Raw genomic sequence first — 16,354 nt, forward strand, 5'->3', positions numbered from 1 at the left:
CAAGCCGGATTGACAAAAACTAACAACCTCATAATTGAAAACGTTTTCAATATAGGGTTTGACAGTAAAAAAATAGACCTATTAATTAGGTCTATTGCAGTGCTTTAATATCATTGATAATTTCATCATATGGAACTTCTTTAAATCCGTTATAGGATTTTTTAATATTTCCATCCTGATCAACTAAATAAATGGAGGTACCGTGAATCACCTGGTTCCCCTCTTCCGGCTTTTTGACCAATGCCTTGTAATTTTTCAAGGCAAAATTTTCAATAAACGACTGGGAATAACCGGTTAAGAATGTCCAATTTTTAAAATCAATTTGATATTGGTTGGCAAACTCTGTTAACTTTTGAGGGGTATCTACTTTTGGATCCACACTAAAAGAAACAAACTCAACATTTTTCAGGCCTTCATCCTTCACCTTTTTTTGCAGCTTTTGCATATTAGCCGTCATCGGCGGACAAATATCCACACAGCTTGTAAAAATAAAATCAGAAATCCAGATCTTCCCTTTTAAATCTTTTAATCCAAAGGGCTTACCGGCTTGAGATGTGGCTGAAAAATCCTTTATTGGCCAATTCACCGCATCTTTGATCTCTTTCTTTCCACATGCTGACAAAATTAGTGTAGATAATAGTACTACCACCAGCCAATTCCGAACTTTCATGATATCACCCATTACTTTTCTATTTCATTCCGTGAATAGTGTAACAAAGTTTTGGATAAGAAGAAAGCTTTGTGACTGAATTAATCGATTACTCCTGTTTGAACAATCGTGTTTTTTACCTTGACCTCAAATGACGCCTGCTTGTATCGTTCTTTCCACTCATCTTTTGATAGTCTTTTTCCTCGTAAATGGGTCATGTATTCATTTCCAAACCCGACAGGATCTGAACCTAAAGATTGAAAATAATTGAGTAATTTTGTAATATCATGTTCCATCACTTTATTTATTTTCTTTTCTATCAACTTAATTGCCTTTGGATCCCCAACAGTTAACGGCTCTGTTGTTTCCAATAATCGGGCTTTTATCTTTACTGTTATCCGAAAACGCAGATTTTCTTTATCAATCAATTTGATTTTGCCACTGCTTTGAATATTATCTATATTTACAAATAATTTATTATATAAATTACGAATTGCATGCTCACCTGTTTTCATCCTAATTTTTTCAAATTGGGAACGATCAAAACCGAGGTCTTTTGATCCGGCATTATATTTATCCGATAAGAGTTTTACATAAAACAGCTTGTCAGGCTTTATTTCAGCTACTAATCGGTCATCCTTAAACAAACCCATTCCTTTTATTTTGATATCATTGTTTTTAAGTTTTAAAATAGGCAGTAAAGGATCCTTGCCAAAATCATAATAGGTATGATTAAATTCCTGAAGTGTAGGAGAAAGAATTTGTTCACTTTCAACATTTTGTTTTATCAAGTTATACAAGTAGGTTCCCAGATTGACTTTATTATGGGTGACACCTGATTGCATTAAATCCGATGACTTTCCATCTGCAACGGTTAAATAAACCATATTCCCCACGGTAGCATCACGGTTCAATGCATCCACCAACTGGATAATCCCCTTCTCAGCAAGCTCTTTGCTATATATGACACATCTCATTTGGCCAGTAACGAGTCGTTGGTTCGATTGAAGATTCTGCTTTTGTTTTAACCCCTTACTTGTATTGGCATCAACTGTAATTAATTTTGTCACATTTTGAGCCAGCGGATCGAACCGATGGACGACAACTGTCCCTTTAATTACATTTTCCTTCTCCAAATCATACCCAGCTGCTGTGACCAAAGCTAATTTTTCTAATTGTCTTGGTTCTACACATCCAGTGTTCAATACTATACAAAGAATCATCATCGGCAATAGTTTCCATTTAGGCCACATTGGTTTTCTTCCTCCTTTGAAACCATTTTTTCACGAAGACAATCATTGCAAGCAGAATCGGGTAACAGAAGGCGGCTATAAATCCAGCCTTTGCTACATAATCTGTAGCCATATTCATTTGATATCTGGCTTTAAAAAAAAAGGTGGCTCCCCAAGTTAGGATCGCAAAAATCCAGATCCCATGTTTTTGTTTTTTATTAAAAATCCTCATAAATCCTTTTGACGCTGCCCAGAGATACGCACACATATTGGGCAAAATAATTAACATCCAAAAGGAAACGGCAATAAATTCGAAGCGCTCAAGATTTGGGAGCCGAACAATTTTAAACATCGACAATACTGGCCAGATGGTACGGGCCAGACTATCTTCTGCAAAAAACGTTATAGATACAAGGGTTACGATCCCAAATAACAACGTTGTATATAAATTTCCAATTTGGGTAAAAAGAAAGACTTTCTCTTTTTCCTTCACATAGGGATAAACAAATAACAGTAGTTCAAATCCCATGATAGATAGGGAGGAGTCATGTATTCCATTCAATAGTTGCTTCATATCGGCTGACATGATTGGAAACAAATGAGTAAAATCTGAATAATGGATCGGCACCAGGAGCAGAGCACCCAGCCAGATGGTCCCTACTACCGAAAGAAAGGCAACTCCAATTACAACCCGAATGCCCCCATATACCGAATAAACGGCTAATAGAATAAGAACACCAGCTAACTGCCAAGTCGGCAAATCTGGAAAAATCCACACTCGAACAATTTCAATATAATTCATAAAAATAACAAAAAAATCAGCAGTTAAATAAAGCATATAAAGAATATTTAGTCCATTCCCGATCCATTTTCCAAAAACATCGATGTGAATTCCATATAAATCGGCACTATCATATTGTTTTAGAATCAACACCATCAACCCTAAGACAAAGCCCGCTAGGATTCCCGTCAATAACACAGAAATCCAAGCGTCGTGTTTAGCAGACAGATACACAATCCGCGGCAGTCCAATTAATCCAACTCCCGTTTGTACGGAATGAATAAAAAACATTAGAAGAAAGGCATTAAATAGTAAACCTTCTCTTGGACGTAAATTTACCTTCATGATCTCGCCCCTATTCATCTACATCCTTTTTACGCTTTGCTTTTTTTGGTGGAAATCGATAAGGATTCTCAGGATGGTTTGTTACGGGCCTGTATGGAAGATATTTAGGAGGAATTCTGAAGACACTATATCCTAAATCTCTCCATCTAAAGGGATAAATTGGTGCAAGATAGGGTCTTCCTAACGTATCCAATTTTATAAGGTGAATGAGGAAAAAACAAAACGAAACCATTATGCCAATCCCCCCCCATAATCCCGCCATAATGATTATCGGAAAGCGAATGATTCGAATAGCTGTACCCATTAGGTAGCTTGGAGTCGTAAAAGAACCAAGAGCACTTAGGGCAATAATAATAATAAGAATATTACTGGTAAAACCCGCATCAACTGCGGCTTGTCCAATTACGATACCACCTACAATACCCATGGTTTGACCTACCTTGGTCGGCAGCCTTGCACCAGCCTCTCTTAATAGTTCAATAATGAACTCAAGAAGAAGGGCTTCAAAAACTGGAGGAAATGGAACTTGTGAACGTGATTGCCCCAGTGAAACAAGTAGAGGTGACGGAATTACCTCATAATGGTAGGTCAAAACCGAAACATATGCTGGTGTAAGCAAAACAGATAAAAAAGTTGCCAGTAAACGCAGCATGCGAAGAAAAAAGCCCATATTCCAACGCATATAAACGTCTTCTGTTGATTCAAAAAAAGTAAAGAAGGGTGTAGGACCATAGAGTGCATCCGGACTTCGGTCCATAAGAACCGCTACCTTGCCACTCAGTAAAGCAATCGAAATACGGTCTGGCAATTCCGTTGTAATTAACTGCGGAAATACAGTCCAGCTGTTACTTTCTAACAATTGTCCAAGTACAGTGCTATCAGCTACATGATCAATATCCAGATCATTGATCCGCTGCCTAAATGTGTTGACATTTTCGTCATCGGCAACACCTTTTATATAAACAAGCTTTGCCTGTTTTTTGGATCTCGTACCAATTGTAAGGTCCTCCATACACAGATTCGGATCTTTTAAATTATTTCTTAAAATGTTGATGTTCCCAAGGAGTGATTCCGTAAAAGCGATTTTCGGACCGTAAACAAGCGATTCTGTTTCCGCTTTTTCCAGTGATCGTTCAACTGTTTTCGCTGCATCTGCTAACAGACCATATGGTTCACCATCAATATAAATATAAATCTGGCCTTCAATTAATGCCTGAATGACTTCCTTCAGTTTATTAACAGCAGAAAGCTGAGCAATTGGGAGAATCTGTGCCAGAGATTCAGGAGTCCATTTGGATTGTGTACTTTTAATAATTGGATCTAGAATATCCTGATCCAATCCATTTTTATCAATTAAGCTGCTTAAGTAGCAAAATAAAATCTTTTTTCCTTCTTTTGTAAGGGTTCTAAAGGTTAAATCCGAGCAAGCATTTAGCTCCTGCTTTAATTCTTCCTTCAGTTCCTCCACACTTAAGCTATGTGTTTTCGTTTCTTCTGAAGTTTTTTTCCCCGTCATCCATTTAAACATTGGCAACACCTTTGAACTTCAATTTTTTTTAGCATTACCAAATAATCTATATTTAACCAAAGAACAGGATGGTGACCAGCACCATCCTGTTTATGGTTTTTCTTTGTATGTTGCCAACCGCCAAATCCATTCAAGCGGCCCATATTGAAAGAAACGCAGCCAAATAGCACTAAATAACAGCTGTATGAAATAGATTACTAAGCATATGTAAAGGGTATGCAAATAGGTTATATGCCTAAACAAGTCGAAGGCCTTTCCGACGACTAATATGAAGACGGTTTGTGAGACATAGTTGGTGAGCGACATCCGTCCATAACTTTTTAAAGGAGATAATATTTTTCGAAAAAATTGAGATTGTAAAAGTAATATCAAGATCCCAACATAAAAGGCGGAAACTATTGGACCAATCATAATACCGATGGTTAAAAACCGATTAATATGAAACGGATTAAATGGAGCCAAAGGCATATGTTGATATTGAAAAAATAGACCAAGGGCAGCCAAGAGAAATGCTGACACTGTAAAAATAGTAATTTGTTTTCGTTTATGAGTAATCTCTTCAAACACTCGATATTGACCAGCTGCAAGACCTAATAAGATGAGGGGCACTGTCATAAATATTTTCATTGCCAAGATGGCGAATAGAATGAGCAATAAAATCCCAATTGCCAGATTAATCTCTTTTCTTACTTTATAAAAAGGCAATAGAATCAGACCGCAGCTTGCATAAACGGTAAGAGCTTCTCCCGGCTGAAAAATAAAGTGAATAAAACCAAAGATAAAAAGAACGATGATTCTCCGCAAAAATAAAATGGTTGCATTTTTCCCTTTCCTCTCTGCTCTTGTTAGAAAAATATACATTCCGACACCAAACAAAAAGGAAAAGATCGGATAAAAGCGCCCTTCGACAAACAGAAATAAAAACCTCTGATAGAAAGCATCCTGGGTGTTCGGGAGCGGCTTTTGCGCAGATAACATTGCCAGGATATTTACCAGGATGATTCCTAAAAGGGAGAAACCTCTTAAGTAATCTAGTGTATCTATTCGTTCGTTTCGTTCTACTTTTTTCATAATTTACTTCCCCTATAAAAATTGGATGGTGTTTAGGCACCATCCAATCTACAATTCTTATTCATAGTAATACATTAAGGCAATCGCACCAGGACCTGCATGTGTAATTACAGTTGGACCCGTATAGTCAATTTCAACATCCTGAACACCGGTCAAGTCAAAAATACTCTCTTTTATTTTTACCGCAAGCTCATATGCCCCGGCATGAGCAATCCCTACGCCTCGAACGGTTTTTCCCTTGATATCCTCGGTAAATTGTTTCGTAAAGAACTTTACCACCTGGGAGTAACTCCTCGCCTTTGTAACAGGAGTATACTCTGCACCTTCAAGTGATGCTATTGGTTTAATATTTAACAGCGAACCAATAAAGGCTTTGCCTTTGCCAATCCGGCCGCCTTTTACAAGATTCTCTAATGTATCTACCATTATATATAATTTAGTATGGTTTTGTACTGCTTCAAGACGTTCAAGGATTTCTTCCAAACTATTTCCCTGTTTGGCCATTTCAGCCGCTTCCCTTACTTGAAAGGATAAAGCCTTTGAAATAAATTTGGAATCAACAACGGTCACTTTTGTTTTCGCCATTTGGGCAGCGCTTTCTGCTGAGCGGACAGTCCCACTCATTTTCCCCGTCATGTGAATGGAGAGAACCTCAAAGCCTTCTTCTCCTAAGCGGTCATATACTTCAAGAAAAGCACCCGTTGATGGCTGTGAACTTTTCGGTAATTCATCTGTTTGACTCATATTTTTTATAAAATCAACCGGTTCTAATTCCACCCGGTCTAAGAAGGTTTCTCCATTTATCGTAATCGAAAGCGGTACCACCTCAACACCAAGTTGATCAATCACTTCTTGAGGCATGTCCATGGTTGAATCGGTTACAATTTTAATTTTGCTCATTTAGTCACTTCCCCACTCTTACTGCTTTGTATTATACAGGTTAGGACTTTTGATGGAAACACAATCTCTCATTTTCTTTTAATTTTTCTAAAAAATAGACTTTGTTAAAATTGTCGATTGATTTCCGCTCCAGGCGCTTCGCTTTCCGTGGGCGTGCCGGGGAGCCTCCTCGTCGCTTCGCTCCTGCGGGGTCTCCCCTGCCCCGTACTCCCACAGGAGTCTTCGCGCCTTCCGCTCCAATCTAAGTCATTTAGTCAATAATTAGATTTCAAAAAGCATAAAAATAAAGAGCACCGGTTAGCCGATGCTCGAAGACATTATGCGTTGTTTTTTAATTCATCTACTTTAAATAGTTTTTCATAGTCTGGCCATTTCATGACCTTTTTCAAATACTCTCTGAAGGAGTAGCATTTTTTGGGGCCTGACTCCTTGTTGATGGACGTGATAAACGTCTGTAAACGGACTTGGATCATAAATTTAAAAGGGCTATCTTCCTCCAATACAGGAATTTCCATGACTTTAACCTTCTGTCCAACAATCGTTTTGAACTCTAGGCTTTTTAGTAACAAAAATATCAATCCTTTTTACCCGTTTGATACTATTATACACCTTCCCCAACTCGAAATGTGTCTAATTGTGCTTGTATCAAAAAAATATTTGTGAATTTTTTACTGAATCATTTTTTCTTCTATATAGTTATTGAGAACACATTTTATAGCAATGTATTCCTGCAGATCAAACTCAATTTCCTTTAGTTTTCCAATTAATATGCCAAAAGTAGGGATATACGCTTGAAAAATAACTTAATAAAATTTAATATTATTATAATAGTAGATAAATCGAAAGGAACTGGGTAGATACAAATGGACAGTTCTGCAATTTTAATCGAAAAAAGAATTATATTAGAAAAATATTTAAAAGATGGACTAAATAGTTATCAATCATTATTAGCCTGCAACTCAGATGCCCTTTTTGCCATTGATTTAGCTGGATATTATGTATTTCTTAATCCAGCCTGTGAGCAAATAACAGGGTATAGCCAGGAAGAAATTGCGAATAAGAAATTCTTTGAGATCCTTGCACTTGAAGATGTGGCTAAGGTTTCGTCTTACTATTACCAAGCTTTAGAAGGCAGCCTTCAAAACTATGATTGCAAACTCATTCAGCAAAATGGTCAGCTTGTGGATCTAAATATCACCAATCTACCCATTACTGTCAATGGCGAAATGATCGGCGTCTATGGTGTGGCTAAGGATATTACTGAAATTAAACGAAAGAGACGACGCTTAAAGGACAGTGAGGAGCTTTATCGGATTTTAATGGAAAACTCAATGGATATTATTGTAAAAACAGATGCTGCAGGAAATTTTATTTATGTCTCACCTGTTTGCGAACAAATTCTCGGCTACACACCTGCAGAACTGGTCGGCCAATCAAGCTTAGAATATATCCATAAAGACGATATTGATCGCTATCTCCTAAATTATCAGAAAGCGATTCATATTCAGCCTAAATCATTAGATACATATCGTTTGCGGAAAAAAAACGGCAGTTTTATTTATATGGAAATTCTAAGTAACTCCTACCGTAATAGTGACAAAGAAGTGCGAGTGATTTCCGTATTACGAGATATTTCCGAAAGAATTAATGCCGATTTGGACAAAAAACGGACCGAGGAATTGTTATTACAATCAGAAAAGCTTTCCGTTGCCGGACAGCTTGCTGCGGGAATTGCCCATGAGGTTCGAAATCCATTAACTGCTATTAAAGGATTCCTGCAATTATTGAATGTAGATCAAAGACAGAAGGATTATATCGATATTATTCATTCTGAAATTAATCGAATTGAATTGATTTTATCTGAGTTGTTGGTCATAGCAAAACCACAAACTATGAAAACGGCCAAAACTAATATTAAGGAAGTAATCGAAGGTGTGAAAACCCTTATTGATACACAAGCCATTATGACCAATGTTCAAATTAGGACGGTCTATCTTTCCCCACTTCCGGAAATCCTTTGTGATGAGAATCAATTGAAACAGGTGTTTATTAATTTTCTTAAAAATTCGATTGAAGCAATGCCTGCTGGTGGAAATATAACGATTCAAACAGAATGCACGGATAAAAAAGAAATGATCATTCGCTGCATTGATACAGGAAGCGGAATTCCTCCCGAGCATTTGAAAAGAATTGGCGATCCTTTTTTTACGACGAAGGAAAAAGGTACCGGTTTGGGACTATTAGTTAGCAAGAAAATTATTGAAAATCACCAAGGCAGAATTCAAATTGATAGTGATGAAAATGGAACGTCTGTCGCCGTGATCCTTCCAATAAAATAGAAAACGACCCTAAGAATACTCTTAAGGTCGTTTTATTATGCTTCCAGTAATTCTTCGTCCTGCTGTTTTTTCAATTTTTTCCGATAAACGAATTTCGATAAATTTATACTGATTTCATATAGGAGCAAAAGTGGGAGTGTCACTACAAAGTCGGACATAAAATCAGGCGGTGTGATAACTACTGCTATGATAATTAGAATAAAATAGGCATATTTGCGAATTTTTGTAAGCACAAAAGGATTAATAATCCCCAGTGACGTTAAGAACATTACGACAACCGGCAGTTCAAACAATACTCCAAACGGTAAAGTCATGTTCATGATAAAACTGAAATAACGGTCTGCCGTGAAATTGGTGACAAACATGTCTCCCCCAATTCCAATCAAGAATTTAAAAACCATTGGGAAAATAACAAAATAGCCAAAGCAAAGACCGATAATAAATAAGATGAACAACGCAGGTACATAGGAAAGGGTAACTCTTCTTTCCAACGGTCTTAATCCAGGTTTGACAAACATCCAAATTTGTAAGGCTAAAACTGGAATCGTTCCCGCAACGGCTACAACACCTGCCAGCATAAAATAGATCCTGATTATATCACTAGGACCGAGCACCATTAATTTCATATCAAGGCCGCGGACAAACCATTTATAAATATCATCAACATAAATAAAAGCAGCAATAAAAAAAACAAGAAATGCAAGTACGGTTATGATAATCCTTTTGCGTAATTCCTCTAAATGATCGACTAACTGTAATTCTTTATCATCCATTAACTTCCCCTGCCAATTTCAAAGGTAAAAATAAATATGTTTTGCCATTTACCACTATTAAACAATAAGTAGAAAAAGGTGCAAGACACGGTATCTTACACCTTATTTAGTCAATTTTTTCTTATCCTCATCGATATCTGGCATGACATCATCTGCAAGTTCACGTGTTGATTTTTTAAACTCCTTTAACGTCTGACCGAAGGCACGACCGATTTCTGGTAATTTTTTAGGGCCAAAAATAATTAATGCAAGCACTAAAATCAAAATTAATCCAGGTACTCCAATATTAGATAACATGGAATAACCTCCTCTTTTTCAGTTGTTCAATACTACTACAATTATAGTGTTAAAAAATCAATTTGAAATCATTCACGCTGATAATTCATAATAAATTCACATTTGCAACGATAAACGATTCAACATCAACAGAAATACTATAGAAAGCTAATAATCACTATAGTCAATTTAACAATAACTATTCTGTAAGTCAATGTACATTACAACTTATTTAATTTTTAAAATATTTTGGTAATTATTCAATGCCTCGATTATAATTGAAGTTAAAGTCACATATTGTTTGTAAATTTTGAATGGAGGATGTAATCCGATGGAATTTTCTCTTTGTAGTTTTGATAGTGCCCTTCCGGTTGAGGTAACCATTGATGATGACAACGGAAGATATACCATTCGCAAAAGTGACCGGAGCGGAGAATATTTTAATAGCCCAAAGGAATTAATTCAATGGGTGAAAACGCATTTTCACGAGGAGGAGTTCTGTCACCCACATGAATTTAGAGGCATGCTTGCCAAAATAGCGGAATATGAGCTAACGGGAACATATACATTATAAGAGACATTTAAAGCACCAGCATTTTTCAGCTGGTGCTTTTTTAGTGGCTATATTTTTCGATCATAGACCTTAAATTCATAATCGTATGGATTTTTTTCGTCTTTTATTCCTTTTTCAGAGGTTAGGAGCTTCCATTCTGAGTGATTGAATTCCGGAAAGTATGTATCTCCCTTAAATTCAGAATGTATCTCGGTGATGTACAAACGGTCCGCATATTGGAAAGTTTCTTTAAAAATCTCTGCCCCGCCGATAATGAAGATTTCATCTTCTTGTTTGCGGCAGTAGCCCACAAAATCCTCTACAGAGTAAAACATGGTGCAGCCCTCAGCCCGGTAATTTTTCTGACGGGTAATCACGATATTTTGTCTTCCCGGAAGGACTCGTCCGATAGATTCATGTGTTTTTCGCCCCATTGCAATTGGATGGCCCATCGTGACTCTTTTAAAGTATTTTAAATCCTCCGGTAAATGCCAAGGTAATTGATTGTCCTTGCCAATCACTCTATGATCATCCATTGCTACGAGAAAAGAAATCATACACTTACCACTCCTTTAATGTGTGGATGCGGATCATAGCCTTCTAATGAAAAGTCCTCAAATTCAAACCCGAAGATATCTTTCACTGCAGGATTCATCTTTAATTGCGGCAGTGGGCGAGGGTCTCTTCCCAGTTGCATCTTCACCTGTTCTAAATGATTTTGGTAAATATGAACGTCACCAAAGGTATGGATAAACTCACCTGGTTTTAAATCGCAGACCTGGGCAATCATGTATGTTAAAAGAGCATAGGATGCAATATTAAAGGGGACCCCAAGAAAAACGTCGGCTGAACGCTGATAGAGCTGGCAGGATAGTTTCCCGTCGGCAACATAAAACTGAAACATACAGTGGCATGGCGGCAGCGCCATGTTATCGATTTCGGCTACGTTCCATGCATTAATGAGAAGTCTTCTTGAATTTGGATTGGTTTTGATTTGGTCGATTAACTCGCTGATTTGGTCGACAGTTTTTCCATTTGCACCAGTCCAAGAACGCCACTGATGTCCATAAACCGGACCCAATTCCCCGTTTTCATCAGCCCATTCGTTCCAGATACGCACGCCATGGTCCTGAAGATACTTTACGTTCGTATCCCCTTTTAAAAACCAAAGCAATTCATAGATAATAGATTTTAGATGAAGTTTTTTTGTTGTTAACAGCGGGAAACCCTCTTCGAGATTGAATCTCATTTGATATCCAAAAGTACTAATCGTGCCGGTACCCGTGCGGTCTCCTTTAACGGTACCATTTTTCAGAACATGCTCGCATAGCTGTAAATATTGCTTCAATTTTTTCCACTCTCCTGTCCAAACATCATTATAATATTTTAACAATGACTAGGTCATTTTGAAAGCTATATACAAAAACGTTTTGTTATTTTTCGAAAAGCTCTGTTAAACTTGGTTGTTGATTTCCGCTCCAGGATGCTCGCTTTCCGCGGGGCGGGCGGTGAGCCTCCTCGGCGCTTTGCGCCTGTGGGGTCTCACCTGTCCCGCTGCTCCCGCTGGAGTCTCGCACCTTCCGCTCCAATCAACGTTTTTCAAATAAACATTATCCTTTAACACAGCCTTTCGAAAAAAAGAAGCCGTCCAAATAGACGACTTCTATACTTCCAACCCAAAGTTCCGGCATAGAGAAGCTAAACCGCCGGCGAATCCACTACCAACCGCATTAAATTTCCAATCCCCGTTGTGGCGGTACAATTCGCACACAACGATAGCGGTTTCAACCGAAAAATCCTCGCCTAGATCAAAACGTAAAATTTCCCTGCCGCTTTCTTCATCAACCACTCTGACAAACGCGTTTGAAACCTGACCGAAGTTTTGGTTTCTTGCCTCTGCATCATGGATAGTAACGGTAATCGCAATACGGTGGATACTTGGAGGAATCTTGCTAAAATCAATTTTAATTTGTTCATCATCCCCGTCACCTTCGCCGGTTCGGTTATCCCCGGTATGCTCGACGCCACCGGAGGAATGAACTAAATTATTGTAAAAAATAAAATCGGAATCATTAATAACCCGGCTGTTGGCATCCGTTAAAAATGCACAAGCATCAAGGTCAAAATCATTTCCGCCATGATACCGGTTTGTATCCCAGCCAAGGCCGATAATCGCCTTCGTTAAGCCGGGATTGGTTTTCGTAAGATCAATTCTTTGTCCTTTTGCTAAGTTAATCCCCAAACTGATCACCTCATCGCTAACATTTTAATCTTTTTAACTAAAAGAACGAACCACTTCGCCAAGGCTTCCGGCATTTGTTCCGTTACCAACCGCAGCGAACTTCCACTCTGTTCCGTGACGATAGATTTCCCCAGTTACGAGGCATGTTTTACCGCTGTAGTTGTCTGTTAAGCTATAGTGCAGCAATTCTGTATGGCTGCTGGAGTTGACAATTCGAATAAACGCATTTTGAATCATTCCGAAATGCTGTTTTCTTTTTATTGCATCATAAATATTAACGACAAAAACAAGCTTATGGATATTTGACGGGACCCTGCTCAAATCAATCATGATCTGCTCATCGTCGCCATCGCCGGCGCCGGTCAAGTTGTCTCCAGAGTGCTGAACACTGCCGTCTCTACTTTTTAAATTACCAAAATATACGACGTCATTATTGTTTTGCAGTTTATCATTTTCGCCAAGCATGATGACAGATGCATCGCAGTCCACATTTGCTGAACTGCCTCCGCCACCAAACAAGGAGCCTAGTAAACCGCCTCCACCCGTTTTAACAGGGTCCCAGCCTAAGCCTACCATGATTTTCGTTAATCCTGGATTTGATTTTGTTAAATCGATTCTTTGACCTTTTTGTAAATTAATCGCCATTTTAAATCACCTCATCAAAATATTTAACTTTGTAATTTTATCTTTTTAAAATTATCTTGCAGCTGTTCTAATCGTTTTGTTCCTTCTTCACGCAGGCGCTTGTTTTCTTCTTCAATTGCTTTCGTTTCCTGCATACCTTTAATGATAATATTCCAGGACTCTTCGACGGTTTCGATTTTAATGCTCGGTCCGCCGGCAAGTCTCGCAATATCAACACTTTGCTGGGAAATATTCTGGGCATTTTTCAAGAGCATTTCATTTGTTCGGCGGTCAAGCTCGCTCATGGAGTCTGCTACCAGCTTCTGCCTTTTAGCAGCAACTGCTTGAATTAAGCCATTTTTAAAAATCGGAATCGTGGTTACAAAAGCCGAATTGATTTTTCCAATTAGTTTCGTGTTTCCTCGTTGCAGCAAACGAATTTGCGGTGCTGTCTGTAAGGAGACCATTTTCGCCATTTCTAAATCATAAACCCGCTGGTCTAATAACTCGATTGCATTTCGTAGTGAGTCCAGCTGCATCGATGCAAGCTGATCACCAGATGCTGCACGTGCTTCAAGCTGAGGAAGCTGATTGTTTTTCAGCTCCTCCGACTTTAGTTCACCAGCGACTATATATTTTTCAAGTGTTAAATAATATTGATAGTTTTGCTCATACATTTGCTCGAGCATGGATGTTGAGTCAACCATCTCTTTTTGATATTTGGAAATTTCAACATATACTTTATCGATTTCTTGCCCCATCGTTTGGTATTTTCCAAACAGCTTTTCAACCATTTTTCCGCCTTTTTTGAAAAGCTTGCCGAAAAATCCGTTTGACGTTTTTTGAAAATCTTTAGCATCAAATTTATCCATGATTCGGCCAAGCTGTTTTAACAGCTCTCCGGAGTCCTCAACTTTTGTCGTCCGCATATTGCCTAATATTTGATCGGAGAATCGGGAAATTTGCACGGCCGGCTCTTTTCCAAACTCCAAGATTTGAATCTGGTCTCGTTCGTCAATCGTGCTGGCCAAGTTTTGAATTTCCGGTTCCTTCCGAAGTGCAAGCTTTATATCAGATACCTTTGTTTCTGATAGTTGATCATCCTTGGTCGTGGTTATTAAGTTTCCAGAAGGATTTAGTGATTGGTCCACTTTTTAATCTCCCCTTAAATTTTTTAATATCCCTTGAAAAAGAACTCTTTTTAAAATTGACGGTTCTCTATACTCCAGTTCAAAAACAACCTCTTCCAGCCAGTGGGTATCATAAAGACTCTCATCGAGGTAATTTTCGATATCGTTATGTCCCGGTGGATTGTATATCATGATATCAATCCCAAAATGGTTAAGAAGCAGTAAGAGGGCGGCATCTGACCTTGAAAGCATCCCAGTTAATTCATTATTGTAAAGAATGATTTTCGGCACATGCTGGGAATAGTCAAACCGTTCTAGCAGTTGAATCATGCTTTTCGGCATGTGCATCGCCTGGTTGAACAAGTAGATTTTTACTTCTTCCTCACTTTCAGAATGCAGCGGTTTTAAATCCGGCTTTTCACAGATTCTTCTTACGGAATGGGCAATTCCATTTTGTAAGCCGGAGGCGAGAAATGAATAGGGCCAGTAGTGGGCTTCCATCATTTTTTCGACATTCAATAATCCGTCCCGATCTAAAGCATTTCGATAATGAAAACGGAAATCACTCGTGCCAGGCATTGTAAATGGGAGCTTGCGGATAAGTAGGCTGTACTCTGATTCTGAAAGCGCATGCAGACGTTCCCAGTACTCTTTTTTGTTTTTACTAACACCCTTTATCTTGGCAAAAATCGTCGGAATTTTAACTTGTCCATTTGCCACTTCAAAATCCGGCCGAATCATCGCGATTTCCTTCCCGATGAGATACAGTTCATCATAGGTCGTTCGAAGTGTCAGCGATGAAGGAGTGTAATCCCGTAACTGCCAAGGTTTATATAGACCAGACCCCTCTTGGTTGAGAATCGATTCAATTTCCCGTGAAGCCCGGTAGGCCACCGTCGTTTTCCTGCTTCTTTTTTCGATTGGAAATGGTTCAGCATGCCTTTTATTTTGAAAGCGGTGAGTGAATACATCTTCTTCTATAAAGCCAGATAGAACATCCTGTCCCTCCGGATGAAAAATGACTAAATCACAGCCGAGCTTAATTAAATAATATAGGAAATATTGATGGCTTTTTTTGAAATCGCCGTACCATATAAATTTTGGCATTTCCCTTTGAGGGTCAGATTTTTCTAATGGATGCTGCAGGTGATTGATGGACCATTTTATCACATCGACAAGAACACGCCTTAATTCATGATTTCGTAAGCCACCGTCTTCATGCTGGGAAAAACGCTCAAGTGTAGCAATCAGCGCTTCTCTTATTTTTCGATGTATCGCCGGAACCGCTGATTTTAATAACAGCTGCTCCCCATCGAGAAAGGCGGCAAAACGATTGATGGACAACTTTTGTTCCTGATAGATATTTAATACTTTTTGAATCGATTGAAAATGTGCATTATCGATCGCTTTGTTCAGTGTGTCTTCACTCAATAAATGTAATTGCACTTCTTCGGTATTCACATAATCAAAAAGCTGATTATAGTATTCATCCGTGTCTAAAGGTATTCCAAGAAATGATCCAAGGACCTGCCCAATGTTAATAGATCCATTTTCTAATGAAAATTCTGGGCGCTCATTCACCGGCTTTTTTAATAGATCAAGCCAATTTTCATATGAAAGGGATACCTGTTTGACGTTTAGTTGGTTATATGCTGGATTCATTCATAATCCCTTCCCTCAAAAAGCAAAACGCTTCAAAATAAGATAGAAAATTATGTAAGGTTTCTCTTCCATCATAACATAGTTGGCGGGTCCGTTCATTTTTTAATACGAAAGCAGCGAAAAAATGTTTCACAGATCATATATATTCCTGATTTTTCACCTTTTTCCTTGTCCTTACATATCATTGAGTACTGATATATGAAGAAGGTGACTCTAATGAGATTTCTCTATAAGCGACCGAGGATGGAG

At 38.3% G+C, this 16,354-nt stretch carries 17 protein-coding genes; 2 read left to right on the forward strand and 15 right to left on the reverse strand.

The annotated features are described in order from the left end of the window. Positions 1 to 91: 91 nt before the first annotated feature. The 7 genes from RCG21_RS23930 to RCG21_RS23960 form a co-directional block, all read right to left on the reverse strand. Complete coding sequence (locus RCG21_RS23930) at positions 92 to 670, reverse strand: SCO family protein (RefSeq protein WP_133336097.1); 579 nt, start codon at positions 668 to 670, stop codon at positions 92 to 94. 80 nt (positions 671 to 750) lie between these two features. After that, positions 751 to 1,902 (reverse strand): Ger(x)C family spore germination protein, encoded by a 1,152-nt coding sequence (locus tag RCG21_RS23935; RefSeq protein ID WP_133336095.1) that lies wholly within the window; start codon positions 1,900 to 1,902, stop codon positions 751 to 753. Next, positions 1,892 to 3,007, reverse strand: coding sequence for a GerAB/ArcD/ProY family transporter (locus RCG21_RS23940; protein WP_133336093.1), 1,116 nt, complete (start codon positions 3,005 to 3,007; stop codon positions 1,892 to 1,894). The genes RCG21_RS23935 and RCG21_RS23940 overlap by 11 nt, the downstream gene beginning before the upstream one ends. A 10-nt stretch (positions 3,008 to 3,017) precedes the next feature. Further along, positions 3,018 to 4,535, reverse strand: a complete 1,518-nt coding sequence (locus tag RCG21_RS23945) for a spore germination protein (RefSeq protein ID WP_308913861.1) — start codon at positions 4,533 to 4,535, stop codon at positions 3,018 to 3,020. Between the two features lie 90 nt (positions 4,536 to 4,625). Next, on the reverse strand, positions 4,626 to 5,606 hold the full coding sequence (locus tag RCG21_RS23950) for a DUF418 domain-containing protein (RefSeq protein WP_308913862.1): 981 nt from the start codon (positions 5,604 to 5,606) through the stop codon (positions 4,626 to 4,628). Between the two features lie 57 nt (positions 5,607 to 5,663). Beyond that, positions 5,664 to 6,506: a DegV family protein gene (locus RCG21_RS23955; protein ID WP_133336087.1), complete on the reverse strand. Its 843-nt coding sequence runs from the start codon at positions 6,504 to 6,506 to the stop codon at positions 5,664 to 5,666. 317 nt (positions 6,507 to 6,823) lie between these two features. Continuing rightward, positions 6,824 to 7,075, reverse strand: a complete 252-nt coding sequence (locus RCG21_RS23960) for a DUF2535 family protein (protein WP_026576625.1) — start codon at positions 7,073 to 7,075, stop codon at positions 6,824 to 6,826. Between the two features lie 294 nt (positions 7,076 to 7,369). Between RCG21_RS23960 and RCG21_RS23965 the strand changes: the two genes are divergently transcribed. Then, a complete protein-coding gene (locus tag RCG21_RS23965) occupies positions 7,370 to 8,845 on the forward strand; it encodes a PAS domain-containing sensor histidine kinase (RefSeq protein ID WP_133336085.1) in 1,476 nt (491 codons plus the stop codon). 35 nt (positions 8,846 to 8,880) lie between these two features. On the opposite strand, the gene tatC is transcribed toward RCG21_RS23965, so the two are convergent. Both tatC and RCG21_RS23975 read right to left on the reverse strand, forming a co-directional pair. Further along, complete coding sequence (gene tatC, locus RCG21_RS23970; RefSeq protein WP_133336083.1) at positions 8,881 to 9,618, reverse strand: twin-arginine translocase subunit TatC; 738 nt, start codon at positions 9,616 to 9,618, stop codon at positions 8,881 to 8,883. A gap of 102 nt (positions 9,619 to 9,720) precedes the next feature. After that, the gene (locus tag RCG21_RS23975; RefSeq protein ID WP_133336081.1) at positions 9,721 to 9,915 is read right to left on the reverse strand and encodes a twin-arginine translocase TatA/TatE family subunit; all 195 of its coding nucleotides are present in this window, start codon (positions 9,913 to 9,915) and stop codon (positions 9,721 to 9,723) included. A gap of 310 nt (positions 9,916 to 10,225) precedes the next feature. On the opposite strand from RCG21_RS23975, the gene RCG21_RS23980 reads away from it, so the two are divergent. After that, a complete protein-coding gene (locus RCG21_RS23980; protein ID WP_133336079.1) occupies positions 10,226 to 10,468 on the forward strand; it encodes a hypothetical protein in 243 nt (80 codons plus the stop codon). Between the two features lie 47 nt (positions 10,469 to 10,515). On the opposite strand, the gene RCG21_RS23985 is transcribed toward RCG21_RS23980, so the two are convergent. The 6 genes from RCG21_RS23985 to RCG21_RS24010 form a co-directional block, all read right to left on the reverse strand. Then, entirely contained in the window at positions 10,516 to 11,004 is a 489-nt protein-coding gene (locus tag RCG21_RS23985; protein WP_133336077.1) for a dihydrofolate reductase, read from the reverse strand. Then, positions 11,001 to 11,795, reverse strand: coding sequence for a thymidylate synthase (locus RCG21_RS23990; protein ID WP_133336075.1), 795 nt, complete (start codon positions 11,793 to 11,795; stop codon positions 11,001 to 11,003). The genes RCG21_RS23985 and RCG21_RS23990 overlap by 4 nt, the downstream gene beginning before the upstream one ends. A gap of 315 nt (positions 11,796 to 12,110) precedes the next feature. After that, entirely contained in the window at positions 12,111 to 12,689 is a 579-nt protein-coding gene (locus RCG21_RS23995; RefSeq protein WP_133336073.1) for a TerD family protein, read from the reverse strand. A 33-nt stretch (positions 12,690 to 12,722) separates the two neighbouring features. Further along, complete coding sequence (locus RCG21_RS24000) at positions 12,723 to 13,334, reverse strand: TerD family protein (protein WP_133336071.1); 612 nt, start codon at positions 13,332 to 13,334, stop codon at positions 12,723 to 12,725. Between the two features lie 23 nt (positions 13,335 to 13,357). After that, positions 13,358 to 14,464: a toxic anion resistance protein gene (locus tag RCG21_RS24005; RefSeq protein WP_133336069.1), complete on the reverse strand. Its 1,107-nt coding sequence runs from the start codon at positions 14,462 to 14,464 to the stop codon at positions 13,358 to 13,360. A gap of 3 nt (positions 14,465 to 14,467) precedes the next feature. After that, positions 14,468 to 16,105 (reverse strand): YceG family protein, encoded by a 1,638-nt coding sequence (locus tag RCG21_RS24010; protein WP_133336067.1) that lies wholly within the window; start codon positions 16,103 to 16,105, stop codon positions 14,468 to 14,470. Positions 16,106 to 16,354 lie beyond the last annotated feature (249 nt).

The organism is Bacillus salipaludis (assembly GCF_030938565.1).
In the GTDB taxonomy this organism is placed as follows: Bacteria; Bacillota; Bacilli; order Bacillales; family Cytobacillaceae; genus Neobacillus; species Neobacillus salipaludis_A.

Coding starts and splice junctions, on each gene's coding strand:
- RCG21_RS23930 (WP_133336097.1), bottom strand. CDS start 670: ATGAAAGTTCGGAATTGGCTGGTGGTAGTACTATTATCTACACTAATT.
- RCG21_RS23935 (WP_133336095.1), bottom strand. CDS start 1,902: ATGTGGCCTAAATGGAAACTATTGCCGATGATGATTCTTTGTATAGTA.
- RCG21_RS23940 (WP_133336093.1), bottom strand. CDS start 3,007: ATGAAGGTAAATTTACGTCCAAGAGAAGGTTTACTATTTAATGCCTTT.
- RCG21_RS23945 (WP_308913861.1), bottom strand. CDS start 4,535: ATGTTTAAATGGATGACGGGGAAAAAAACTTCAGAAGAAACGAAAACA.
- RCG21_RS23950 (WP_308913862.1), bottom strand. CDS start 5,606: ATGAAAAAAGTAGAACGAAACGAACGAATAGATACACTAGATTACTTA.
- RCG21_RS23955 (WP_133336087.1), bottom strand. CDS start 6,506: ATGAGCAAAATTAAAATTGTAACCGATTCAACCATGGACATGCCTCAA.
- RCG21_RS23965 (WP_133336085.1), top strand. CDS start 7,370: ATGGACAGTTCTGCAATTTTAATCGAAAAAAGAATTATATTAGAAAAA.
- tatC (WP_133336083.1), bottom strand. CDS start 9,618: ATGGATGATAAAGAATTACAGTTAGTCGATCATTTAGAGGAATTACGC.
- RCG21_RS23975 (WP_133336081.1), bottom strand. CDS start 9,915: ATGTTATCTAATATTGGAGTACCTGGATTAATTTTGATTTTAGTGCTT.
- RCG21_RS23980 (WP_133336079.1), top strand. CDS start 10,226: ATGGAATTTTCTCTTTGTAGTTTTGATAGTGCCCTTCCGGTTGAGGTA.
- RCG21_RS23985 (WP_133336077.1), bottom strand. CDS start 11,004: ATGATTTCTTTTCTCGTAGCAATGGATGATCATAGAGTGATTGGCAAG.
- RCG21_RS24000 (WP_133336071.1), bottom strand. CDS start 13,334: ATGGCGATTAATTTACAAAAAGGTCAAAGAATCGATTTAACAAAATCA.
- RCG21_RS24010 (WP_133336067.1), bottom strand. CDS start 16,105: ATGAATCCAGCATATAACCAACTAAACGTCAAACAGGTATCCCTTTCA.